This is a genomic window from Terrilactibacillus tamarindi, from assembly GCF_009718825.1.
Classification (GTDB): Bacteria; Bacillota; Bacilli; order Bacillales; family Sporolactobacillaceae; genus Terrilactibacillus; species Terrilactibacillus tamarindi.
The window spans coordinates 81,354-105,642 of record NZ_WNHB01000010.1 but is presented as its reverse complement, the minus strand read 5'-3'; the positions used below and the strand labels follow the sequence as shown (position 1 = coordinate 105,642).

At 37.2% G+C, this 24,289-nt stretch carries 20 protein-coding genes, 1 riboswitch and 2 other annotated features; of the genes, 2 read left to right on the top strand and 18 right to left on the bottom strand.

Annotated elements, in window-relative coordinates:
- Positions 1-3 precede the first annotated feature (3 nt).
- From carB to argC, 6 genes are all read right to left on the bottom strand, one after another.
- Complete coding sequence (gene carB, locus GMB86_RS07965) at positions 4-3,246, bottom strand: carbamoyl-phosphate synthase (glutamine-hydrolyzing) large subunit (RefSeq protein WP_155218469.1); 3,243 nt, start codon at positions 3,244-3,246, stop codon at positions 4-6.
- Positions 3,230-4,315 (bottom strand): carbamoyl phosphate synthase small subunit, encoded by a 1,086-nt coding sequence (locus GMB86_RS07960; protein ID WP_155218467.1) that lies wholly within the window; start codon positions 4,313-4,315, stop codon positions 3,230-3,232. The genes carB and GMB86_RS07960 overlap by 17 nt, the downstream gene beginning before the upstream one ends.
- Before the next feature lie 16 nt (positions 4,316-4,331).
- Positions 4,332-5,522 carry an acetylornithine transaminase gene (locus tag GMB86_RS07955; RefSeq protein ID WP_155218465.1) on the bottom strand — a complete coding sequence of 397 codons (1,191 nt, stop codon included), beginning with the start codon at positions 5,520-5,522 and terminating at the stop codon, positions 4,332-4,334.
- Complete coding sequence (gene argB, locus GMB86_RS07950) at positions 5,512-6,315, bottom strand: acetylglutamate kinase (protein WP_155218463.1); 804 nt, start codon at positions 6,313-6,315, stop codon at positions 5,512-5,514. The genes GMB86_RS07955 and argB overlap by 11 nt, the downstream gene beginning before the upstream one ends.
- A gap of 14 nt (positions 6,316-6,329) precedes the next feature.
- Positions 6,330-7,553, bottom strand: a complete 1,224-nt coding sequence (gene argJ, locus GMB86_RS07945) for a bifunctional ornithine acetyltransferase/N-acetylglutamate synthase (protein WP_155218461.1) — start codon at positions 7,551-7,553, stop codon at positions 6,330-6,332.
- Between the two features lie 83 nt (positions 7,554-7,636).
- Positions 7,637-8,674, bottom strand: a complete 1,038-nt coding sequence (gene argC, locus GMB86_RS07940) for an N-acetyl-gamma-glutamyl-phosphate reductase (RefSeq protein ID WP_329602821.1) — start codon at positions 8,672-8,674, stop codon at positions 7,637-7,639.
- Between the two features lie 87 nt (positions 8,675-8,761).
- Positions 8,762-8,981 (bottom strand) — a binding site (T-box leader).
- Between the two features lie 74 nt (positions 8,982-9,055).
- Positions 9,056-9,287: a binding site (T-box leader), on the bottom strand.
- A 773-nt stretch (positions 9,288-10,060) separates the two neighbouring features.
- Here argC and bacA point away from each other — a divergent pair.
- Entirely contained in the window at positions 10,061-10,864 is an 804-nt protein-coding gene (gene bacA, locus GMB86_RS07935; RefSeq protein ID WP_155218459.1) for an undecaprenyl-diphosphate phosphatase, read from the top strand.
- Between the two features lie 44 nt (positions 10,865-10,908).
- Here the strand turns inward: bacA and GMB86_RS07930 are convergent, their stop codons facing one another.
- The 8 genes from GMB86_RS07930 to GMB86_RS07895 form a co-directional block, all read right to left on the bottom strand.
- Positions 10,909-11,700, bottom strand: a complete 792-nt coding sequence (locus GMB86_RS07930; RefSeq protein ID WP_155218457.1) for an ABC transporter ATP-binding protein — start codon at positions 11,698-11,700, stop codon at positions 10,909-10,911.
- Between the two features lie 116 nt (positions 11,701-11,816).
- Positions 11,817-12,704: a C39 family peptidase gene (locus GMB86_RS07925; RefSeq protein WP_196220162.1), complete on the bottom strand. Its 888-nt coding sequence runs from the start codon at positions 12,702-12,704 to the stop codon at positions 11,817-11,819.
- A 454-nt stretch (positions 12,705-13,158) separates the two neighbouring features.
- Positions 13,159-14,082: a ketopantoate reductase family protein gene (locus tag GMB86_RS07920; RefSeq protein WP_155218453.1), complete on the bottom strand. Its 924-nt coding sequence runs from the start codon at positions 14,080-14,082 to the stop codon at positions 13,159-13,161.
- A gap of 229 nt (positions 14,083-14,311) precedes the next feature.
- The gene (gene nrdG / locus GMB86_RS07915) at positions 14,312-14,815 is read right to left on the bottom strand and encodes an anaerobic ribonucleoside-triphosphate reductase activating protein (protein WP_155218451.1); all 504 of its coding nucleotides are present in this window, start codon (positions 14,813-14,815) and stop codon (positions 14,312-14,314) included.
- A gap of 13 nt (positions 14,816-14,828) precedes the next feature.
- Complete coding sequence (gene nrdD, locus GMB86_RS07910; protein WP_155218449.1) at positions 14,829-16,682, bottom strand: anaerobic ribonucleoside-triphosphate reductase; 1,854 nt, start codon at positions 16,680-16,682, stop codon at positions 14,829-14,831.
- A 110-nt stretch (positions 16,683-16,792) separates the two neighbouring features.
- Positions 16,793-17,359: a competence protein ComK gene (locus tag GMB86_RS07905; RefSeq protein WP_155218447.1), complete on the bottom strand. Its 567-nt coding sequence runs from the start codon at positions 17,357-17,359 to the stop codon at positions 16,793-16,795.
- An 822-nt stretch (positions 17,360-18,181) separates the two neighbouring features.
- Positions 18,182-18,766, bottom strand: coding sequence for an HD-GYP domain-containing protein (locus GMB86_RS07900; protein ID WP_196220160.1), 585 nt, complete (start codon positions 18,764-18,766; stop codon positions 18,182-18,184).
- A 305-nt stretch (positions 18,767-19,071) separates the two neighbouring features.
- The gene (locus tag GMB86_RS07895; RefSeq protein WP_329602820.1) at positions 19,072-19,695 is read right to left on the bottom strand and encodes a YitT family protein; all 624 of its coding nucleotides are present in this window, start codon (positions 19,693-19,695) and stop codon (positions 19,072-19,074) included.
- 165 nt (positions 19,696-19,860) lie between these two features.
- Between GMB86_RS07895 and GMB86_RS07890 the strand changes: the two genes are divergently transcribed.
- Complete coding sequence (locus tag GMB86_RS07890; RefSeq protein ID WP_155218443.1) at positions 19,861-20,307, top strand: Lrp/AsnC family transcriptional regulator; 447 nt, start codon at positions 19,861-19,863, stop codon at positions 20,305-20,307.
- Between the two features lie 130 nt (positions 20,308-20,437).
- Here GMB86_RS07890 and GMB86_RS07885 read toward each other — a convergent pair whose 3' ends face one another.
- The 4 genes from GMB86_RS07885 to GMB86_RS07870 all read right to left on the bottom strand — a co-directional run bounded on the left by GMB86_RS07885 (position 20,438) and on the right by GMB86_RS07870 (position 23,953).
- On the bottom strand, positions 20,438-21,307 hold the full coding sequence (locus GMB86_RS07885) for an SDR family oxidoreductase (RefSeq protein ID WP_155218441.1): 870 nt from the start codon (positions 21,305-21,307) through the stop codon (positions 20,438-20,440).
- 135 nt (positions 21,308-21,442) lie between these two features.
- Positions 21,443-22,105, bottom strand: coding sequence for a methionine ABC transporter permease (locus tag GMB86_RS07880; protein ID WP_155218439.1), 663 nt, complete (start codon positions 22,103-22,105; stop codon positions 21,443-21,445).
- Positions 22,102-23,118, bottom strand: coding sequence for a methionine ABC transporter ATP-binding protein (locus tag GMB86_RS07875; protein WP_155218436.1), 1,017 nt, complete (start codon positions 23,116-23,118; stop codon positions 22,102-22,104). Before GMB86_RS07875 ends, GMB86_RS07880 begins: the two co-directional genes overlap by 4 nt.
- Positions 23,119-23,134: 16 nt before the next feature.
- Positions 23,135-23,953 carry a MetQ/NlpA family ABC transporter substrate-binding protein gene (locus GMB86_RS07870; protein WP_155218434.1) on the bottom strand — a complete coding sequence of 273 codons (819 nt, stop codon included), beginning with the start codon at positions 23,951-23,953 and terminating at the stop codon, positions 23,135-23,137.
- A gap of 125 nt (positions 23,954-24,078) precedes the next feature.
- Positions 24,079-24,189, bottom strand: a riboswitch (SAM riboswitch).
- Positions 24,190-24,289 lie beyond the last annotated feature (100 nt).

Genomic DNA, 24,289 nt, shown 5'->3' with positions numbered 1-24,289 from the left:
GTTTCACTCTCCATGATTAATCATCATTTTTTCTTTTTTATATTCTTCTAACGATAAGACGCTGATGTCTTCATTCGTATTCGTTAAGGATAAAATTTGGTTGAGCGTATCTATAGCCGTGTACAAAGGAACTTGGTACCTTACCGCCATCTCCCTAAGTTTAAACCCAAAGGTTGAAAGGTTTCTTCCTTGGACAGGGAGATTACAAACAGTCGCAATTTGTCCTTGTACGAAGCTTTGTTTCAGCTCCTCTAAATCTTGTGGAATCTGTGTAACCTGTATGCCATGTGCCTCTAGGTATTTCGCTGTTCCTTTGGTAGATGCAATTTTAAAACCTTTATTTACGAGTAGTTGAACATACGGTAAACACTCATCTTTGTCTCGGTCATTTATAGAGAATATGACGACTTTCCCATCGCTTTTACCGTCTAATAAAGGATGACCTTTTCCTAATAGTAGGGCTTTATTCAATGCTTCATTCGGAGTTTTTCCGAGCCCGAGCAATTCACCTGTTGATTTCATTTCAGGCCCTAAAACAGGATCAACACCTTTGAGTTTTGAGAATGAAAAGACCGGAGCTTTAACAGCATAAAGGGCAGGTGGTTCTAATAGCCCTAATTCATTGTATTGTCCTTTCAGTGTTTCACCTAATTGAACGCCAACAGCTAATTCAACCATTGGAATACCTGTCACTTTACTCATGATAGGAACCGTTCTTGATGCTCGCGGGTTCACTTCTAGAACATATACAACGCTACCCGAGATAACAAATTGAATATTGATAAGTCCATTTATTTGTGCTTTTTTACAAATACGCATCGTATAGTCAACTAATGTTTCTTTTTGTTCTTTCGTTAACGTCATGGATGGGAAAATGGCGATGCTATCACCAGAGTGAACACCTGCTCTTTCAATATGTTCAAAGATGCCAGGGATGATGACGTCCTGTCCGTCGCTAATGGCATCAACTTCACATTCAAGTCCTGGCTCATAACGGTCAACAAGAAGTGGGAAAGAAGAAGCACTGATTCCTTCCTTATTCTCCTGAATATACCGTTTTAGCTCCATTTCATTATAGAAGATCACCATGGATTGGCCACCAATAACATAAGATGGGCGAACAAGAACTGGGTAGCCGAGTTTTTTAGCTGCTGGAATCAATCCTTGGAGCTCATGAACCGTATCTCCTTTAATATGAGGAATATCAAGTGAGCTTAATAGATCATAAAATTGCTCCCGATCCTCTACTTGATCAATACCAGACAATGATGTTCCTAAGATTTTGACCCCTGCCTCTTCTAATCCCTTGGCTATATTTATGGCCGTCTGGCCGCCAAATTGAACAAGGACACCCTCTACCTTTTCTTTTTCGACAACGTTCAGAATATCTTCAAGAGCCAACGGTTCAAAATATAGTCGATCCGCAATTGAATAATCCGTACTCACGGTTTCTGGGTTATTATTCATGACAATCGCTTGATAGCCTTTTTCTTTAACTGCAAGAGCAGCTTGAACGGAACAATAATCGAATTCAATTCCTTGCCCTATTCGGATTGGGCCAGAACCTACGACTAATATTTTTGGAACCTGGCTTACTTCAGCTTCATCTTCACCAAGCCAAGTTGAATAATAGTATGGCGTTTGGGCTTCAAACTCTGCCGCGCAAGTATCAACGAGTTTGTAACTCGGAGTAATGCCTAAGTCGATTCTTTTTTTACGGATCTCCATTTCACTTACTTTAAAAATTCGGGCAAGCGTGGCATCACTTACATTGTATTGCTTGGCTATTTGCCAATGCTCTTTTGTTAATTCATCTATTGATTTATTTGAAAGCGTCTTTTCAAACTCAACCATGTCTTTGATTTTATTTAAAAACCAAAAGTCGATTTGCGTTTCTTTATGAACCATTTCGACCTTGTATCCTTTTTTCATTAACGCAGCAATCGCAAAGATTCTTAAATCCGTTGCTTCTTTTAAATGATAAATAAGTTCATCTTCTGGTGCTTTTTCGAACGGAGAATAAGTCAAATCCTTGATGCCGGACTCAAGAGATCTGAGGCCTTTATTTAGAGCACCTTGAAAGGTTCGATCGATCGCCATGACTTCTCCCGTCGCCTTCATTTGTGTTCCTAAGCTTCTTTCTGCTTCAGTGAATTTATCAAATGGGAATCGTGGAAGTTTCACAACGATATAGTCGATCGCAGGTTCAAAGGACGCATAGGTTGTTCCTGTAATCGGATTAATGATTTCATCCAAATGATAGCCAATCGCACATTTAGTCGCGATACGGGCGATCGGATAACCTGTCGCTTTCGAGGCAAGGGCTGATGAACGACTAACCCTTGGATTAACTTCGATAATCACATAATCATTTGAGTCTGGGTTTAAAGCAAATTGAATGTTACAACCACCGACAATTTTTAGTGATCGAATGATTTTTAATGAAGCATGACGTAGCATTTGATATTGGACATCTGTTAATGTTTGAGATGGAGCGACAACAATGGAATCCCCTGTATGAACACCCACTGGATCTAAATTCTCCATATTACATACAATGATGCATGTATCGTTTGCATCCCGCATCACTTCATATTCAATTTCTTTCCAGCCTTTGATGCTTTTTTCAATTAAAACTTGATGAATGGGACTGAGCTTAAGACCTCTTTTTAGGACAAGCTCTAATTCCTTATCGTTATTAGCAAATCCGCCACCTGATCCACCAAGTGTATAGGCCGGACGAATAATCACAGGATAGCCAATTTCTTGGACGAACTCATACCCCTCTTCAAAAGTATGAATGATCTTTGAGTCAGGAATCGGTTCATGAATATCGATCATCAATTGTCTGAATAACTCGCGGTCTTCCCCGTGTTGGATCGAATCAACCGATGTGCCTAAAAGTTCAACCTGATATTTTTCAAGAATATGATGTTGATATAGCTCAACAGCTAAATTCAATCCTGTTTGCCCACCTAATGTTCCAATCACACCATCTGGTCTTTCTTTTTTTATAATGGCTTCGATTGCTTCAATCGTAAGTGGTTCAATATATATTTTGTCAGCAATTTTCTCATCCGTCATAATGGTCGCAGGATTGTTATTGATCAGGATAACTTCGATACCTTCTTCTTTAAGAGCAAGACAAGCCTGCGTTCCCGCATAGTCAAACTCGGCTGCTTGCCCAATGACAATCGGACCCGAGCCAATAACAAGGATTTTTTTTATGTCAGTACGTAATGGCATTGGTCCGGTCTCCCTTGCATGCTTTCATTGATTCAACAAATCGATTAAAAATATGTTGTGTATCATCTGGTCCTGGATGAGCCTCAGGATGAAATTGAACCGTTTCAATCGGTAATTGATTATGCTTTAACCCTTCAATTGATTTATCATTTACATTTCGATACGTCACTGTAAAAATCTCTTCATTAATACTATCCTCAGTCACCACGTAACTGTGATTTTGCGAGGTCATCCATACCTTCCCGGTTAAAACTTCCTTAACAGGATGGTTCGCTCCTCGGTGCCCGAAGAGTAGTTTATCTGTTTTAGATCCATAGCTTAATGCAATCATTTGGTGTCCGAGGCAAATCCCTAAAGACGGATAATGTTCTGTCATCGCCTTGACTTCTTTAAATAAATAAGCGAGTTTCACGGGATCATCTGGGCCGTTACTAAACATGACACCATCAGGATTTAATGATTTGACCTTATCATAGGTTGTATCATATGGAACGACCGTCACCTTACATCCTGCATTGGTTAAAGCCGTTAGCATGGATTTTTTAAAACCATAATCGACTAGTACAACATGTAGACCGTCATTTTCAATCGTATAAGATTGTTTGGTAGATACTGTTTGTACTAATGAAGCGGAGTCATCCACAGATGTATCGAATTGTACATCCGGTGTTTTCGATATAATAGCTTTCATTGTTCCTTGCTTACGAATTTTCTTCACAATTGCTCGTGTATCTACGCCACAAAGGCCGGGAATACCTTCGCTTTCAAGGTGATCAGAGAACCCTTTAATTGATAAATAATGACTTGGCATAGTGCACAAATCACTAATGATGACGGCTTCAGGATGCAAAGCTGCACTCTCATTATCCAATGAATTAACGCCATAATTGCCAATCAAAGGATAACAAAATGTCATAATTTGTCCGGCATAGGATGGATCTGTTAATATCTCTTGATAGCCTGTCATACTTGTGTTAAAGACCAATTCTCCAGAAGCTTTAGCCTGAGAACCAATCCAAGTTCCCTCATAAATATCTCCTGTTTCCAATACCAGATAACCTTTATCCATTAGGATTCACCTCTTTTCATAATTGACTTAAAACTAGATCCATCGTTTGAATGAATGTATCAATTTCCTCTTTATTTGTTGTCAAAGGGGGTAAAATACGAGCAACCTTCTCACCAGCTGTTAAAATGAGTACTTGATGTTCTCTCATTTTAGTGACCACATCAGCGGCTGGTATCGCTGTTTCTAAACCGAGTAAAAGACCTTTGCCTCTTACGCTTATAATAAGTTTTTTATATTTATCTTTTAACTCACTCAATTGTTCACTTAGATAGTTTCCATTTTCGATACTTTTGGATAAGATATCTTCTTTATCAAATGTCTCAAGTGTTGCTACCCCTGCCGTAGTTGCAAGTGGGTTGCCCCCAAAAGTACTCCCATGGCTTCCAGGTTCGAAACCTTTAGCAGCTGCTGACTTAGCAAGCATCGCCCCAATCGGAAATCCTGAACCTAGTCCTTTGGCTGAAGTTAAAACGTCTGGCTCGATTCCGTATTGTTCATATGCATAGAGTGTTCCTGTTCTCCCAACACCCGATTGAACCTCATCGACCATAAAGAGAATGTCATTGTCTTTACAAATCTGATGCAACTCATTAACCCACTCTTGATCTGCTGGAATGACGCCTCCTTCACCTTGAACGAGTTCGAGTAACACAGCCGCACAGTGATTGTTGTGTGCAAGATAGGAAAGAGCATCTAAATCGTTATATGGCAAGTACGTGAATCCTGGCATTAAAGGTGAGAAACCATCTTGTATTTTCTTTTGGGCTGTTGCAGTCAACGTTCCAAGTGTTCTCCCATGAAATGAATGAGTAAACGTCACGATGGTGGGATCTTTGATTCCTTTAATTTTATTCGCATAGCGTCTGGCTAATTTAATAGCTGCTTCATTCGCTTCTGCCCCGCTATTACAGAAAAACACTTGATCAAAACATGTTTTTTCCGTTAACAGATGGGCCAGCTTTTCTTGGCTCGGAATATGATATAAATTGGAACAATGCCATAGGTTTTCAAGTTGTTCAGAAACGGCTTCCTTTACTGAATCCGGAACATGACCAAGATTGCATGTTGCAATCCCTGAAGTAAAATCTAAATATTTTGTGCCATCTGCGTCCCACACATAACTTCCTTTTCCTTTTTTCATTTCAATTGGAAACCGTTTGTACGTCGGCATAACCGATGATAAAAGTGATGTTTGACTATCCAACATATGTTACTCCCTCCTCAAGGAAAATTTTTGTTCCAACATTTTCACCGCTGGTTAAGGCTTTAATGCTTTCTTCCTCATGACCACTAATAATAGAAACTTCTTTCACATCATTTTGTAAACTCTCAATAGCAGAAATGACCTTCGGGACCATGCCGCCACTAATGATCTTCTTCTTTATAAGCTCTTTTATCTCAAGATCCGATACCTCTGAAAGGATCGTACGTTCACCGTCTTTGTCAATCCAAATGCCAGGAACGTTACTGACAAAGCAAAGTTTTGCACCTAAGGCTCCAGCAATGGCTGCAGCAGCCATATCACCATTGATGTTGTAATGCTGACCGTCATTGTCACTTGCAATCGGTGAGATAACGGGGATGAATCCTTGTTCCGCAACCTGAGCGATGATTGAAGCATGAACTTCCTTCACTTCACCAACAAAGCCGAGATTTCCGTCTTTAAGCGGTTCTGCCATTAAGAGATGACCATCCAAACCACTAAGGCCAATAGCTTTACCACCTTCATTGTGGATTTTTGTCACAATTTCTTTATTAATCGATCCATTTAGAACCATTTCTGCTACTTCTAGAACTTCTTGTGATGTCACACGTAGTCCATTATAAAAAGTTGACTCTATATTTAATTGTTCACATAGCTTTGATATTTTAGGTCCGCCTCCATGTACGATGATTGGGGTCCATTCACTATCTTTGGCTACTTGTATAATGCTTTTATAAAAAGATGCTGGTAATTTTTCAAACACGCTTCCACCGCATTTGATGACCAAATATTTCATGTTTCTTTCCCCTCTCATGTACGATATGAGGCATTGATTTTGACATAGTCATAGGTTAAATCACAGCCCCATGCAGTCGCTTTTCCTGTTCCGTCAGCGAGATCGACTTTGATGACCACATTTTCTTGCTCTAAGTAAGTTTTGGCTTCAGCGTCACTATAAGAAGTTGGAGTCCCTTTCTCGAAAATGGAGATGTCACCAAGGGCAACACTCACTTTACTCGGATCTAGTGGTTCCCCGCTATATCCAATCGCACAGACGATCCGTCCCCAGTTTGGATCAGTTCCGTAAATGGCTGTTTTCACTAAACTAGAACCAACGATTGTTTTACTAATCGCTTTCGCAGAAGTATCATCTTTTGCACCTGTAACTTGAACTTCGACTAACTTTGTTGCTCCTTCACCGTCACGTGCGATCTTTTTTGCTAATTGTTCAGACACATAAGTTAATCCCTTGATAAAAGTAGGCCATTCAGGATGTTCTTTTGATAACACTTTATTTTGAGCTGCGCCATTAGCCATAAGAACAACCGTATCATTTGTGCTTGTATCACCATCTACGGTAATCATATTAAATGTTTGATTGGTGATTTCTTTTAATGCGAAATCTAATGAAGCAGCGTCAATATTTGCATCAGTTGTTATAAAACCAAGCATGGTTGCCATGTTTGGATGAATCATCCCTGATCCTTTTGCAGCACCACCAATGGTGACGGTCTTGCCGTCAATCTCCATTTGAACTGCTAAATGCTTTGTCATTGTATCAGTCGTTATAATGGCTTTTTCGAAAGAGCCTGCGTCACTATCTTCAAGTTTAATCGATTCAATGCCTTGCTCAATTTTATCCATTGGAAGCTGAACACCGATGACACCAGTAGATAATACACCGACGTGATTTTCAGAAAGATGAACATGATCTGCAAAAAGTTTACGCATCGCATAAGCGTCTGACAGGCCTTTTTCACCAGTACATGCATTGGCATTTCCTGAATTGACAATAACCCCCTGTAACAAGTGGCCATTTTGTATACTATCTTTTGTTACCACAAGAGGTGCTGCTTGGAATGCATTCGTTGTAAAAACAGCTGTAGCAACTGCTGGATATTCAGAGTAGATCCAACCTAGATCTAGATTTTTATATTTTAATCCGCAGTGTAAACCTCCTGATTGAAAACCTTTTGGCGTGCCGACACTTCCCTCATTTACATACTTAAGGGCTTCTGTTTTTTCTGGAATCATGTTCAATCCTCCTAATCTCTTATCTTTTTAGTATCACCAAGCAAATCTAACACGTTATTAAACCTTTAGTACAACCTCTTATTTTATGGATACATAGGAACTTGTTTAAGACCCATCTGCTGATCTAAACCATTCATCAAATTGAAGTTTTGAATCGCTTGACCAGCTGCGCCTTTAACCAAATTGTCAATAACCGATACAATGGTAACTTGGCCCGTTCGTTCATCCACATTAAAACCAATGTCACAATAGTTTGAACCAGATACATCTTTTGTTGTTGGCCATTGACCCGCCTCTCGAATGCGAACGAAGGGTGAATTTTTATAAAAGGTTTTATATTCTTTAATGAAGTCTTCAGTTGTTTGGCTACCCATCACTTTTGCATAAATCGTACACATAATTCCTCGGGTCATCGGAACAAGATGTGTTGAAAAGGTCACCCTAGTTTCCAATTGTGTTACCTTTTTAAGTGTTTGCTCTATTTCGGGTATATGTTGATGGCTACCCAAATTATATGCTTTTAGGTTGTCATTAGTTTCTGCGAAATGGGTCATCAAAGAAGTCCCTCTTCCAGCTCCTGATAAACCGGATTTTGCATCAATAATAATTGAATCTTTGTTTATGAATCCTTTTTTTAATGCTGGCAAGATACCAAGTAAGGTTGCAGTTGGGTAACACCCTGGATTCGCAATCAATTGAGCATCTTTTATTTCTGTTTGGAAAAATTCTGACAATCCATAGACAGCTTGATTAAGAGCTTTTATTGGTGCTGGTTCCTTGTGATACCACGCTTGGTAGGTTGCAGGGTCTAATAATCGATGATCCCCTGATAAGTCAATACAAGGTATTCCTTTATCAATAAGTGATGCAATATAATGTGAACTTACACCAGAAGGCGTTGCGAAAAATAAAAGTTCAACGCGCCCTGCTACCTCATCTATCGTAAGATCTTCTAAATCCATCTCACAAATGTCCTTTAAATGAGGATAAATTGTTTTAATAGATTGGCCACTTGTTGAATGAGAGATTAGCATCTCAATTTCAGCAACTGGATGGTTTGTCAGTAACCGAATAAGTTCCAATCCGCTGTAACCATTAGCCCCTACAATTCCTACTTTCACGTTTTATTCCTCCACTCTTTCTGTACGTCCATTGTCTCTAAAATCTTCTTTTTTCTCTTTTAACGGGTAAAAAAATACCCGTCCCTCTAAAGAGACGAGTATTCACCCGCGGTACCACTCTTGTTGTTCCAAATCGGAACCAACTTACAAGCTATAACGGGAGCAACCCGGCTAAACTCTACTTGAATATGTTCTTTCAAGTTAGCATCTCCAAAGTGCGTTTCACCGCAATACACGTACTGGCTTACACCGACCCAGCTCGCTGAAAACGAAATATTGCGATTACTCTCTTTGTCGTCGATTTTAATCAATCTATTGTATTGTTTTGTTTATTTGAATATTCAATCCCTATAGAATTAAAAAACGCCCGTCTCTATATAAAACAGAGACGAGCGTTATTGACATAACCCGCGGTACCACTCTAATTATCCCAAATATATGAGATCAACTTTAAGCTATTAACGGGTGCGACCCGATTATCCCTATAAAAACATGGTTTTCTTTAGGATAACATCTCCAAAGTGCGGTTCATTACCATCTTTGTACCGGCTCTCACCATCCCGGCTCGCTAATCACAAACGAGTGTAATTACTCTCTTTATCATTGATTTTATACTCTTATATGTGTTGTTAATACTGCTTTGTGTAGCTAATTATACAGAATATTATAGTTAAGTCAACAGCTTTCATTAAATTTTTTTACTATTTAATTATATCCATAACATTTCGTCTTTTCAAAATATTAAGTATTGATTAACGTATAACTATTAGTCAAGCAATATGATATAATGAAGGTGTTTTTTTGGAAGAAAGTTTTCACTATTATAGAAAACATGATTCTGATGATAAATAGTATAATTAATTAGGATATTGTAAGTCATTTAGTCATAGTCATGACTTATAGAGGTTGTTCAAAAAGTCACCAAACGATAAGCTACGAATCTCCGACGCTATCCAAGAGGATCTTCATCTAAAATCGCTCACGTCCTGTGAGCAATGTTGAAGCCACCACATCCTGTGGAAGGCCGGTCCTCATGTAGTAAAAACCTACATTCCGGTCCTCAAAACGGCGCCGCCTTGATCTTCTTGCTTCTGATTTGTCACCTTTTTGAACACGTATTATAATAGGTTGTTCAAAAAGTCACCAAATGATAAGCTACGAATCTCGGCGCTATCCAAGAGGATCTTCAACTAAAATCGCTCACGTCCTGTGAGCAATGTTGAAGCCACCACATCCTGTGGAAGGCCGGTCCTCATGTAGTAAAAACCTACATTCCGGTCCTCAGGAACTGCTCGCTCTTATCTTCTTGCTTCTGATTTGTCACCTTTTTGAACACGTACTTATATAAGGTCATGGTTACATTTATAGAAAAGGTTGGTGAATAATTTGCACGACATCCTGATTGCTATTATTCTTGGTGCTGTTGAAGGTTTAACAGAATTCGCACCCGTGTCCTCTACTGGACACCTCATTTTAGTAGGAAGCCTGCTTCATTTTACTGGTGATAAAGCCAAGACATTTGAAATTGTGATTCAACTCGGCTCCATACTAGCCGTCGTCGTTATCTATTGGAAACGTCTGTGGAGTTTATTTGGTCTCTATCGTGACCATCGTGAAAAATACACAAGTAATTTGAACTTAATACATATTATTGTGGCAATGATACCAGCAGTAATCCTCGGATTGCTCCTTCACGATTTCATCAAAAGTCATTTATTTTCACCAATAACAGTTGTTATTGCCTTAGTTGCTGGTGGTATTTTAATGATTTATGCTGAGAAAAAATCAAAACACGTCGAAAGCACAACATTAGACCAAATGACCTATCGTCAAGCTTTTGTTGTGGGGCTTTTCCAATGTCTATCCTTATGGTCTGGTTTCTCACGTTCAGGATCCACAATTTCTGGTGGTATTATCTCTGGACTTAACCACAAAACAGCAGCCGAATTTTCATTTCTTGTTGCGGTACCTATGATGATCGCCGCAAGTGGACTCGATCTTTATAAAAGTCTCGACTTGTTATCGATGTCCGACTTACCTCTTTTTGTTGTTGGATTTGTGACGGCCTTTATCGTTGCTCTATTAGCGATTGTTTTCTTCTTAAAACTATTGCAACGTGTGAAGTTAATTCCTTTTGCTATCTATCGTTTTATTTTGGCAGCCGTCTTTGCTATCTATCTTTTATTCTAATCATAAGAAACTCCTCTGTTAAACTTCCAGAGGAGTTTCTTAGGTTATAGGCTGTTTTTTGTGGATTGGGCTAATCTTAGATACAACCGTTCATCTTGTTTATCTAAATGCACAGGTCTCTCATAGAAAGCAGATAACGATTCAGCGTTCATTAATTCTTCTGTTCTCCCAGAATCAAAAACTGTGCCATTCTTTAATAATAGGGTGTGGGTAAAACAAGGCAATATTTCTTCTACATGGTGTGTAACGTAGATTAAAGTTGGAGCGTCTTGTTTCTCTGCCAGCTCTTCAATGATAGAAAGCAAGGTTTCTCTTGCTAAAATATCAAGTCCTGTACACGGTTCGTCTAGGATGAGCAGTTTCGGATTTGCCATGAGCGCCCGTGCAATAATAACCCTTTGTTTCTCCCCCTGTGAAAGGGTATCGTAGCTTCGTTTAGCCAAGTGGTGACAATGAAGTTCGTCCATCAATTCATAAGCTTTTTCCCTATCTCTATCTTCAATATCGTCATATAATCCGATCGTGGCAAACTTACCACTTAAAACGATATTTTCTACAATTTCATTATCATGAAGTTGCTGCTGCAAGGAAGAGCTCACCCATCCAATTGATTGTCGTAAATTTCGTAAATCAACTTGTCCAAATGTTTGGTTAAGTACAGTCATAGAACCTTCAGTTGGCCAAATATAACCATTCACCATATTTAATAAAGTTGATTTCCCCGCTCCATTCAAACCGACAAGGCACCAATGCTCTCCTTCTTTGACTTGCCATGAAATATTTTTTAAGACGTCCTTATTTACACGCTTATAGGATACATTTTCTGCTTGAATCATCAACTTTTCTTCACCCCTCTATTTTCTGAATAATTATACACTCAAAAGACGAAAATATCATATATGACGTTCCTATTAAAAGATTTGAAAAAAGTTTAGGTAGATAACTGATTGAACTATTTTTTGATTAAGTTGTCCATCTTAGACTGGTATCTGTTCATCTCGTTTTCATCAAGTTTCTGTCTAGAATTAAAGGATATCGCTTGACTCCCCATTTGTTTCCACCCTTGTATAAAAGCTGATTTCCTTACTTTTTTATTTTTTGTATTTGTAAGTGGATCATTGAAATAAACATAATCTTGATCATACCCGGTTACCAACACAGAGTGCTCTTTATATGTAATCTTTATATTGCCTTGCTTGGTATGCCATGTGATAAATTGACTTTCAGGAAGCTCATTAAAGTTTACATTGTTAATAACCCAAATTGAAGAGCCGCTTGCAAGTTGCTCCTCTATTTGCCTCCACTCCTTGCCGGTTAGATCGACAGCACGATCTCCTAGATAACGCTCAGCTAATTGAAAAACAGGCCCATGATAAGCAGCATATCCCGGCCCTCCATGATATAAATTCCCAACAAACCCTTCATTTGGATTTCCATTATAGTTGCCTTCTTTGAACGGAACTTTTTTTATTTGGCTGGCTAGTGTCATTTTATTAACCTTTAATCCAGCTTGGTTTAAGAGCATCGTCAAACTTGTTACTTCGCACCCATTGGGGAGTTCAGGTAATTGACGGATGAGAGGAGCATCAATCCTCGCTTCATTTTTCGTTTCCTCTTCTTCAGACTTTACTTGTGAATGGTTTGCCTTAGTTTCTATTTGGGTTGATGACGTTTCTGGCTTAGCTGACGTTTTAGATTGCTTCTTTTCATCAATTGCCGCATTCTTTTGGGGTGTTACTGTATTCGTATCCGTGGTTTTCTTATCAATATACAATGCAGTCATAATTACGAGTATTAAGGCAATGATGATGGTAGAAAGCGTGTATTTTATTTTAAACATCCTTTCATTCCCCATCCTCTATGTATAACATTTAGACTCTACACATTTTAATATAGCTGAAAAACGATTGATTCTCCAATAATTCAGCAGGTTTATGGTAAACGAAAGACTTAGTAACACCTTAAATTCTAACTCAAGTTATCGTTTAGTGCTCAGTACACCATAGTTTATTAAATAATGACCAAATAAAAAGGACATCCTCTCATGAGATAGATGTCCATTCAAATTTAACTTGATACCGCATTTTTAAATTAACAAGATTGCCGCTTGGTTCGTTCGGAATATATAGTGGTGCACCAGTCCTTGGATCAGGCACACTATCCGCTTCAATATCTTTTATCAGATTGGAACCTGGTCACTTCTTGAACGTCCCCGCTTTTAATGGCAATTAATGTTAGGCACACGCGGGTATGATTCAAATCGGAAACGATGCAATGGTATGTTACATATTATATTAGTTCTTATTCGCCTCATTTTCGGCAAACCTTAATAGATGATAGATGGTTTCGATTGTCGCAACCGGTATATCTTTCTCATGTGCAAGTTTTATAACATAACCCATGATAGCGTCTAATTCCATTTTCTTTCCAGATTCAAAATCTTGTAACATCGACGTTTTGTGATTTCCAGCATCTTCATTTTCTTCAAAGATCCAGTCCGCTTTTTCAGGATCAAAATGAATATTATAAGCTTTAGCGACGGCCAAGTATTCAGACTGAATCCGTTTCATAATAGGATAAATATCCTGATTTTTTAACGCAACCCCTACTTTAGTTTGAGTTAAAGCTGTAATTGGATTAAAACAAATGTTCCACAGTAATTTTTCCCATTTTGCTTGTCGGATGTTGTCAGAGACTTCGATCTCAACGCCTGCTTTTGTCAAGACTTCCGCAAGTTGATCAACCAATTTTGATCTTTCCTTCGTCCAATCACCCATGACAATTTTACCTTCTGCGACATGTTGAATAAGGCCCGGTTTTTCAAAAATGGTAGATACAAAGGCAGACCCCCCGATCACTCGTTCAGCCCCAAACTCTTCAGCTAAGACTTCTTCATTACCAATACCGTTTAGCAAACATAAAATCTTCGTATTTTCTGCGAGAAGTTCTTTTAATTGAGGCATAACATTCATAAGTGCGGTCGATTTAACGGCAAGTATAACAACATCACAAGGGTCTAAACTTGGAATATCATCAGCTGGAACAGCTTTTACGGGAACAGAGAAGTCTCCCCAAATGCTTTCGATATGTAAATCGTGTTTTTGTAAGTGTTCGAGGTTCTTTCCTCTTGCTATAAAAGTGACATTTTCACCTTGTCTTGTAAGTACTGCACCATAAAAACCTCCTATGGCCCCAGCACCCAATACAACAATATTCATGTTATCCCTCTTTTCATTCTCTTGATGTTAAAAATATTTTTTAAAATTATCATCATTTTGTGATTTTTTAATCTTCTTTTCTATTTTACCATAAAACACCCGCTTTCCAACCATTACATCTCTTTTTTGAATGTTTAGAGAAAATAATTACCAAACTAAAAATCGCTTTAATAAGCATGTTATGCTAATTAAAGCGACTTTGTTTATAACAAAATTTTATATTTAACGACTAACCTTTATAAGGGACAACCTGTTCACTTTCAATTGATTTTTGCACGTCTATGATACGTTGATTCGAGGACCCACGAAATTTAAGTCGTAGATCTCTTTTATCTAGCTCAAACTTTCCATCGATAAGGACATGAAGGTGCCCCAGCATCTTTCGTTTTTCCGTATCCAATAAAATCTCTTCAAAAGTGAATCCAGTCCAACACCAAACATTTTTATTTTGACATTCCTTTTCGATACGACTTAAAAGATGCGTTAAGACGGTTGGATGTTCAAATGGTTCACCACCAAGTAACGATAAACCTGAAATAGGAATTTCTTTCATATTTAAATCATCTATTATTCTATCCTCAGTTTCTGTCGTGTAAGGAAAGCCAAAATCAAAGTTCCAAGCGATAGCATTCCAACAACCTTTACATCGATGATGACATCCGCTGACAAACAAGGAATGACGCACTCCTGGTCCATTCAGCATATCAAAACGTTTATAATCTGCATAATTCATAACTTGTGACCGCCTAAACATGTTTTGTCCGACTGTTGATCTCTTTAAGACGTCCTTTAATAGGCTTTCGTTGTATCACGGAACCGAGATATCCGCATAATCGCCGAATACACGAAGTGGTTTCCGGGTTGTCATTATGACAATTAGGACATTCAAAGCCATGTGTCGTTGATTCAAACTCTCCTTCAAAGCCGCACTCATAACATTTATCGATGGGCGTATTTGTACCAAAGTAACCAATCCGATCATAAGCATAATCCCAAACTACTTCCAAACCTTCAAGATTATGAACTAAAGATGGAAATTCACAATAGTGAATGAAACCACCTGTCGTGTAGGGCTCATACTCTTTTTCAAAATCTATTTTCTCAAACGGATTCACTTTTTTTCGAGTATCATAATGAAAACTATTCGTATAATAGCCTTTATCTGTAATGTCTTTAATTTCACCAAAACTTTGAGTATCCAACCGGCAAAAACGATCCGTAAGGGATTCAGATGGCGTCGCATAGACACTGAATCCGTAGCCTGTTTCCCTTTTCCATCCATCAGCCGTATCTTTTAATGCCTTCATTATATCTATAGTAAATGTTTTGGCGTCTTTATTACCTTCCCATTCTGCTCCATAAAAAACAGTCGCTACTTCATATAAACCAATATATCCAATGGATATCGTAGCCCGACCATTCTTAAACATATCCACAACATGTTCGTCGGCATGGAGTCTATTTCCTGTTGCTCCATATTGATAAAGGATGGGGGCATTTTTCGCTAATGTACGATGTAAACTTTCAATACGGAACATGAGAGCTTCATAGACAATGTCTAATCTCTCATAAAGTAGTGACCAGAATACAGCCCTATCCCCATTCGACTCGATGGCAATTCGAGGTAGATTTAACGTACACACCCCGAGGTTATTTCTACCGTCTGTGATATACTTGCCATTTTCTTGATAAGAAGAAAGAAACGAACGACACCCCATGGGACTTTTAAAATCCCCCGTCATTTCTACGATTTTATCGTAACTTAAAATATCCGGATACATTCGTTTTGCCGAACACTCTAATGCTAGTTTCTTAATATCATAATTGGGATCACTGCTATCTAAGTTAATACCTCGTTTCAGTGTGAAGATTAACTTAGGAAAAACAGCCGTTTTCTTATCCCTTCCAAGTCCCTCAATTCGAACCTTCAAGATTGCTTTTTGAATTTCTCGTGCAAACCAAGAGGTACCAAGACCGAAATTAAAACTAAAAAAAGGGGTTTGTCCATTCGAACTAAATAGCGTATTTATTTCGTATTCAAGAGATTGCATCGCATCGTAAATTTCTTTCTCGGTCATTTTATATGCATAGTCTTCTTGTTCCTTTTCACCAGGAATCCACACCATACCATTTCTTAAATGTTTTTTAAAACTTCGTATCGCATAGGGCTCTAATACTTCGTCCGCACGATTAAAAGTCGTTCCACCATAAATATTGGAGGATACATTAGCTACGATTTGTGCGACAAGGGCAGCTGCTGTTTTTATTGATTTAGGTTCTTCAATATCCGCATGACCGATCGAAAAGCCATTTTCGAACATGCCTTTAAAATCAATTAGCATGCAATTAAACATCGGAAAAAAAGGAGAATAATCAAGATCATGAAAATGAATTTCGCCTCTTTCATGCGATTCTGCCACTCTTTTAGGTAGTAAATAACGCATTGAATAATCTTTAGCCGTAATTCCTGCTAGGAGGTCTCTCTGTGTATTAAATACATTTCCGTCTTTATTTGCATTTTCATTTGCTATTGATTCATCAAGTATGATTAAGTCACGTATTTTTTCATCTAATGTTTTATTAACGAAAGCTTCAACCATTTCTTCACCTCAACATATCATTTTAAAAATACCTTACCACAATATGTAGTATGACGAAGTGATAGAAAGCACATATATTGTGTATCGATTCATCAACTGAATGCGTTTAGCTATATTTGTTCACTGTTAAAGTATCCTTTTAGAATACTTGTTAATTTTTCTAATATCATATATTCATCAGTCGCATATTTTTTTACCATGGCAGCTAAACTGTCTCGATATTTATGTGCCCTCTCTATTTTTGTTTTAAAACTGTAATAATTAATGTCGACATTAAGGGAGTATCCATTACGAAACACCACCTGTGTGGTACCTCCATCAACATTATGATAATGATCAATTTGGGTTAGTGATAACCATATACACTTTCGAATTTGTTTTGGTGAGTAAAGAGGAAATAAATAGACATCCAATTCTTTACAAATACATACAGGAACCATTTTTATCTTGCCCATCACTCGATTCACATGTTCTTTGTTGCTTTTATAACTAGAGCCAAAGTTATGGCATGATTTATCGACAATTTTTAAAGAATGGGATTGGATTCTGTATTGTTTATTCGTTTCTAAAACCAATGTCCATGGATATCCATATGGACCGTCTGTTGGTAATAAAGCCATTGTACTAGGATTAACGATATATTGTTCTAACGTAATAGTAGGTTTGTCATGATTCAATTTGATCTCCTCCTTAATATTCACCTAGTTAATTTATCGTCTCGTTCGTATTTGGTATTTTTTTAAAAAGTATCATCTCCTGACTCACTTTAAAGTCTTCTTCCATTAGAGAATTCATGTCGTTATACAAAAATGAGAGTTTACAATAAACAAAGAAGTGGTTAACTAGGATGCTAATCAAGAAGGAATACCGAAGTATGTCGGAAAATCTGAATGTTAGAGGACTTCATAGTTGGTGTTCGTGAACAGAATGTAGTTAGAATCCGACTTAAGAGTAAAAAACGGGCCTATAGACTAAAATACTTCGGAATATCGTTGAATGGTTTAAGCAAAAGAGGAAAAAACTACTTTTGACTTAATCCTTTTTACCTTATTGTTAATATTATAACAGGCAAAATAATAGAATATTGAGACTTTTTAATATATTTTTTGACAAAATTCAAAACTTTTAAATATTGAACGACTGAAAAATAGAATGTCAATGCAAAAGTGTTATTTATTTCAGTTAAAAAATCCGTAATTATGAAATGGATGATTGGAACGGGAGAATAGGAAGTAACAGGGGTATGGTATTAAAGTTTTCAGCAACGGGGATGGGTGGTTAACAGGGTTATCAATGAAAAAACATGGTGTATAGCAATAAGACTTGCAACGTTTTTTCATTGATGAGTCTCATGTTTAAATAATCACAGTAAAAAGCATAGGTTACCGGAATGGTTTTAAAAACATAATCAAAGCCTCAAGAAAACCGACATAGGTGCCAGCTATCAACTAATAGCGCCAATATTTTTACTTTTTTGACTATACCTAATTGATTTAAGTTCAGGAAACTTGAATCGATTTACTTATGACATAATGAATAAACAAATGGACAAGCTCTTTATCATAATAAACATCTACAAATTGTGTTAACTCTCTTAAAGCTTCTTCTTGAGTGTATTTATTCTTTGTATATCTTGGGTGTATCATCAAATCATAATCCTTAATAATCCTTAACATGCGACAGTAATAGGGTATTTTATCCTTTTTGTAATAAAATGGATATCCAGATCCGTTGATGTTCTCGTGATGTAATAAAATAATGCTCCTATCGATAGGTACATCATTTAAATACGTGTTAATAATCTCTTCACCATATAAAACATGATTCGATACTTCCTCTTCCTCTTTAGGAGTTAATCGATCTGTTTTTACAAGCAAATCAGCATCCACATATAAATATCCAATATCATGGAGTAAAAATGCATCAACAATAGACAACCTTGTTTCCATAGATATATTTAAATATCGACAGAAATCTGTACATAGGTTAGCTACATTTACAGAGTGACTAAATGTATAAAAATCATGTTCTCTTAGCTGGTTTAATAATAGATCAAAACGCTCGTCACGAGATAAGGTTTCCATTTTGTTCAACATAAGGTTTACTTCCATTGCGTCATCCCCATTTCTTTTTGATTTGAACTTGCGAAAGAAGCAATAATCGGTAAAATTCACTTACCTTCATCGTTACTTTTTATATGGGCATGGGTCTCGTTTCCTATTTTAAATAAATATCGGTGTGAAGTCCACTTTTTATATAGGTAATATTTACTATTTATTTTGACGTATTATTGACTATATCCCTTTTAACATTTGTGTATATAATAATGAGCATTAACCCATTGGCTAATGCTCGTTATTCCCTATAAATCTTTATTATAAACCTTACATTATTCATTCACTGCCATTTTTGAATCAAGGTTATATTTTTTAGTTGCATTTTTATCTATTGATTTTCCAATACTATTTTTATAATAGCTAATGATGGCTGAAGTGACGATGACTGATAGAATGGAGAAGATACCACTCCATATTCCCACAGTAAAGAAACTAATCAATACAACGCAAAAATCGAAAAGAAAATTTACAATTCCCGGATTATAACGAAACCGCTTCTGTAAAAATAGAGCCAAAATATTTGCTCCCCCAAGAGAAGAACCATGACTAAATAAAACAACGAGTCCTAAACCGATGATGCAACCTCCCAAAATAGAACCTACCCAAACTGGAAGTGAAAATGGTATAATATAATAATCTAAACTGGACATTAACGTTAAAGCCGTTACAGAAATAACCGTATTTAGGGTAAATTTAAATCCCATTCGAATCATAGAGAAAACATAAAACGGCAGATTTATAACGAAAAAGACGATCGAAAAAGGTAAGTCAGTTAAATAAGACAAGCTTAGTGATAATCCCGCTGTCCCGCCAGTTACAACATGACTATGTCTCAATATAATAAGTCCTATGGTTGTCATTAAGCAGCCAAGCAAAATGGCTAATCCTTTTTTCACTAATAAAACACTCCAATCATTTGAAAAGATGTTTAAACTCTCTAATATTCATGATAAAATACATTTACGATCTTTTACATAGACTAATGAAGTTGTTTCCTATCATAATCATGTAATATGTATGAATTTGCAGTATAGTTACTTCATTTTGAAAGGAAGTTATTTATGGACAAATTGGACATACGTTTACTTGAGCTTTTGCAAAAAGATGGTCGTATGACAATTAGTGAACTATCAAAGCAATTAGCCCTTAGCAGACCTAGCATCTCAGAACGTATACATCGACTAATTGAGAAAGGGATTATTGAAGGTTTTACGGCAAGAATATCACCCAGTGCTGTAGGCCGTGATATCCTGTTATTCATACAAATTAGTGGCTTAAAAGTTTCTTCAGAGGAATTTGAAGAATTAGTAAAAAAAGAAGATGACATTCTGGAATGTCATCGAATTACAGGCGATGCGAGTTATTTATTGGGAGCAGCCGTTGATGGGATGAAAGGAATGAGAGCCCTGATTGATCGCTTAATGCCGTATGCCATCGTCAATACATCGACGGTTTTATCTTCACCAGTTCCCTATCGCTCCATTTTACCACCCAAAGGTTCTAGTTAATCATTCATTCTTCAATCTTTAATATAAAGTTCCACACTCTTCTGATAAAATAAAAAGGTAAGAGACCTCCTACCTTTTTTAGGTATGGAGTCTCTCACCTTTTTTCTCTTCACCCTTACATAAAGTTAGATCAAGAGCTCATATAGCTTCCGCCATCGACGTGAATGGTTTGTCCCGTCATATAAGAACCGTCGTTTGATGCAAGAAGGACATATGGACCAACTAATTCGACAGGTTGTCCAGGACGTTTCATCGGTGTCGATTTACCAAAACTTTTAACTTGTTCTGGAGGGAAAGTTGTTGGAATAAGTGGTGTCCAAATAGGTCCTGGAGCAACCGCATTAACCCTGATACCTTTTGAAGCTAATTCCTTCGCAATACTTCTAGTGTATGCAATAATCGCTCCTTTTGTACTTGTATAATCCACTAACATTGGATTACCAACAAAGGCATTGATTGATGCCGTATTGACAATGGCACTTCCAGGTTTCATATATTCCAACGCTTTTTTGGAAAAGTAATAGAATGAAAAGAAGTTTGTTTTAAATGTTCTTTCCATTTGATCAGATGGAATTTCAGTGACATTTTGTTTTGGTGTTTGTTCACCAGCGTTATTGACAAGAACATCAAGACCGCCGAGTTCTGCCACTGTTTCTTCAACGGCTTGATTAGCAAATGCTTCGTCACCAGCATCCCCTTTGAGTAAAAGACAGCGTTGACCTTGTGCTTCAACTCTCTCTTTCGTCAACAAAGCATCTTCATCATTGATATTATAGATAATAGCCACATCGGCGCCTTCTTTTGCATAGGCAATGGCTACAGCTCGTCCAATTCCACTGCTTCCCCCTGTTACTAGTGCCACTTTACCATTAAGTTTTCCCGTTCCAATATAATTATCATCTTCATATATTGGATTCGGCGTCATTTCCTCTTCTACACCTTGATCTCTGACCAAAGTTTGAGCAGGTTGTCCATTGACTTGTTTGTTTTGTAAATCCATACTGACATCCTTTCTTTAGCGTATTTAATGGTTATAGTATTTTCTACCTCATATGCGCTTCTTTTAAACATGAATGAAAACAAAAAAGAGTAGACCGCAAAAATATACGGGTCTACTCTATTAATATTAAATAGATTAGTTTTTTCTAAGTTTTCGTGCAAGTAGATTTCCAATTGATTGAATGGCTTGAACCATAATAATAAGAATAATAATAGTTGTATACATCACATCTGGTTGGAATCTAAGATGCCCATATTGATATGCAATATCACCAAGACCACCTGCTCCAACTAGACCTGCCATAGCTGTTGCACCAATGAGACCAATTGTTGCAATGGTTAAACCCAAGACAATCGATGCTCTAGCTTCACGAACAATAACATACCAAATAATTTTAGACGTCGATATACCCATGGATTGATAGGCTTCAACGACCCCGCGATCGACTTCAAGTAAGGCAGATTCAATAAGTCTCGCAATATATGGGGCTGTAAAGACGACCAATGGGACAATAACCCCTTGAACTCCGATCGTCGTTTGTGCAACAAGTTTTGTAAAAGGTAGTATAAAGAATAGCAAGATAATGAAAGGAATAGAACGAATAATATTAATTACTGTATTCAATATTGCATTTACGATTCGATTTTCAGCTTCTCCGCCTTTTCTCGTTAACACAAGTAAAAGTGCAAGAGGCAACCCAATAATAACAGAAATGATTAAAGAGATTGATGTCATTTTTAGTGTATCGATAAACCCCTGCCAAATGGTATCTCCCCATTCATTTAGAAACGTACTCATTGGTTACTCACCTCTTCTACAAGAACTTCTTCAGCTTGAAGATAGGAAATAGCTTTTTGAATTTCTGGTTCTGTGCCTTTCAAATGAACCAATAAATTACCTACAGATTGATCTTTTAATTGATCGATTCCACCCGCAATAATGCTTGGTAAGATATCAAATTTTTTAGCAATTGTAGCTAAAAATGGATCTTTTGATGATTCACCAAGGAAAGTAAGAGCGACCAGTTTACCTGATTTTTCAAGCTGTTGTTTTATCGCTTCAGGGACATGAAAGACGTCTTTGTTTCTGACAAAACTTTTTGTCCTAGGATGTTCGGGCTTTGTAAAGACATCCACCACTTTTCCTTGTTCTACAATACGCCCTTGTTCCATGACAGCTACTCGGTCACAAATCCGTTGAATGACATCAAGCTCGTGTGTAATAAGAAAAATTGTAATTCCGAGTTCTTTATTAATCGTTAATAGAAGCTCCAAAATTTGTTCGGTCGTTGTCGGATCAAGTGCACTCGTGGCTTCATCACTAAGTAAAACCTCAGGTTCATGAGCCAAGGCACGTGCAATAGCGACACGCTGTCTTTGCCCACCAGAAAGTTCACCAGGATAGGACTTTGCTTTATCGGCGAGTCCAACAATCTCTAAATATTTCTTCACCCGTTCTCTAATCTCAGCTGCAGGTACCCCCTCCAATCGAAGCGGTATAGCGATATTCTGATAGACCGTTGCCGTCTTCAACAAATTATAACCTTGAAAAATCATACCGATTTTTTGGCGTACTTTCTGAAGATCTTTCTTGTTTAAGGTTAAAATATCCGTACCATCAATGATGACTTTTCCACTTGTTGGTCTTTCAAGTAAGTTGACGCAACGAATTAATGTACTTTTCCCTGCACCACTAAACCCAATGACACCGAAAATTTCGCCTTTATTAATCTCAACTGAAACATCTTTTAATGCTTCAACTTTCTTCTTACCGACTTCAAAAGTTTTTGATACATTTTGCAGACTGATCATAATTTACAAGTCCTCCTTACCAAGCAGGTGCAACCGAACCACCAAATTGTTTTGCGATATAAGCTTTAACTTCGTCTGAGCGATAATATTTTTCAATTGTTTTTACAACTTTATCTTTTTTATTTTCTGTACGAACCACAAAGTAGTTCGGATATGGATTGTTTTTAATAGGCTCATGATAAATAGCATCTTTGTTAATCGTTAATCCAGCACCCATCGCAAAGTTTGTATTAATAGCTGCAGCTGTTACTTCATCAAGTTGTGCTGGTAGAGATTCAGCATTAAGTTCTTTAATTTGTAAGTTCAATTTATTTTCAACAACATCTTTTTTAGTTGCTTTTTGTGAAGCACCGTCTTTTAATTTGATAACCCCAGCTGCTTCAAATAATTGCAAGGCACGTAATTCATTTGCCGGATCGTTCGGTACCGCAATTGAATCACCTTTTTTAAGATCTTTTAAGCTTTTGATTTTGTTAGAATATACGCCCATTGGAAAAGCAACTGTTTTAAAAACATCGGTAATTTTGTAGCCCTTGTCTTCTATTTGTCCTTTTAAGAATGGAAGTGTTTGATAGCTATTTGCATCTAAGCTACCTTCGCTTAAAGCTGTATTTGGTGTATTGTAATCGTTAAATACTTTCAAATTAATTTTCAAGCCGTCTTTTTTAGCTAATTTAGCAACTTGTTCCATGATTTGTTGGTGAGGACCACCAGTCACCCCAACTGTAATTTCTTTGGTGCTTAATTCTTTTGAACCACTATTCCCACATGCTGACAAACCAAATAATAAAATAATAGCTAAACCGATAGATAAAATTTTTGCTGATTTCTTCATTTCCTTTTCCCCCTGTTCTTAGTGCTTTACTATGAATTATGTCTGAAAATTAAAATATCTTCTATCCAGTTTTTGTTCTCAAAAAACCGCTTCTCAATAGAGAAGCGGTGTGAATGACTCAACTTCTCTTATCTTCCAAAACCACATAGGTTTTGTAGGAATTAGCACCTGAACCCCTAAAAAAGGTTGGTTGCCGGGTTTCATCGGGCCTTTCCCTCCACCGCTCTAGATAAGATGATATTCAATTCTTTTCAGTATGTCTACTATACATGTTTTCGTCGAATATTGTCAACAAATTTTTATTTTTCTCTATAAAGAAAAAATGACCAGTTTTAG

What these genes read in the sequence shown, in the direction of transcription:
- nrdD (WP_155218449.1), bottom strand. Translation starts at nt 16,682, where the DNA reads ATGGTTGAAGCTTTCGTTAATAAAACATTAGATGAAAAAATACGTGAC.
- carB (WP_155218469.1), bottom strand. Translation starts at nt 3,246, where the DNA reads ATGCCATTACGTACTGACATAAAAAAAATCCTTGTTATTGGCTCGGGT.
- GMB86_RS07955 (WP_155218465.1), bottom strand. Translation starts at nt 5,522, where the DNA reads ATGTTGGATAGTCAAACATCACTTTTATCATCGGTTATGCCGACGTAC.
- GMB86_RS07930 (WP_155218457.1), bottom strand. Translation starts at nt 11,700, where the DNA reads ATGATTCAAGCAGAAAATGTATCCTATAAGCGTGTAAATAAGGACGTC.
- GMB86_RS07890 (WP_155218443.1), top strand. Translation starts at nt 19,861, where the DNA reads ATGGACAAATTGGACATACGTTTACTTGAGCTTTTGCAAAAAGATGGT.
- argJ (WP_155218461.1), bottom strand. Translation starts at nt 7,553, where the DNA reads ATGATTCCAGAAAAAACAGAAGCCCTTAAGTATGTAAATGAGGGAAGT.
- GMB86_RS07875 (WP_155218436.1), bottom strand. Translation starts at nt 23,118, where the DNA reads ATGATCAGTCTGCAAAATGTATCAAAAACTTTTGAAGTCGGTAAGAAG.
- GMB86_RS07925 (WP_196220162.1), bottom strand. Translation starts at nt 12,704, where the DNA reads ATGTTTAAAATAAAATACACGCTTTCTACCATCATCATTGCCTTAATA.
- GMB86_RS07920 (WP_155218453.1), bottom strand. Translation starts at nt 14,082, where the DNA reads ATGAATATTGTTGTATTGGGTGCTGGGGCCATAGGAGGTTTTTATGGT.
- GMB86_RS07880 (WP_155218439.1), bottom strand. Translation starts at nt 22,105, where the DNA reads ATGAGTACGTTTCTAAATGAATGGGGAGATACCATTTGGCAGGGGTTT.
- GMB86_RS07960 (WP_155218467.1), bottom strand. Translation starts at nt 4,315, where the DNA reads ATGGATAAAGGTTATCTGGTATTGGAAACAGGAGATATTTATGAGGGA.
- nrdG (WP_155218451.1), bottom strand. Translation starts at nt 14,815, where the DNA reads ATGAATTATGCAGATTATAAACGTTTTGATATGCTGAATGGACCAGGA.
- GMB86_RS07870 (WP_155218434.1), bottom strand. Translation starts at nt 23,953, where the DNA reads ATGAAGAAATCAGCAAAAATTTTATCTATCGGTTTAGCTATTATTTTA.
- GMB86_RS07885 (WP_155218441.1), bottom strand. Translation starts at nt 21,307, where the DNA reads ATGGATTTACAAAACAAACAAGTCAATGGACAACCTGCTCAAACTTTG.
- argB (WP_155218463.1), bottom strand. Translation starts at nt 6,315, where the DNA reads ATGAAATATTTGGTCATCAAATGCGGTGGAAGCGTGTTTGAAAAATTA.
- GMB86_RS07900 (WP_196220160.1), bottom strand. Translation starts at nt 18,766, where the DNA reads ATGGAAACCTTATCTCGTGACGAGCGTTTTGATCTATTATTAAACCAG.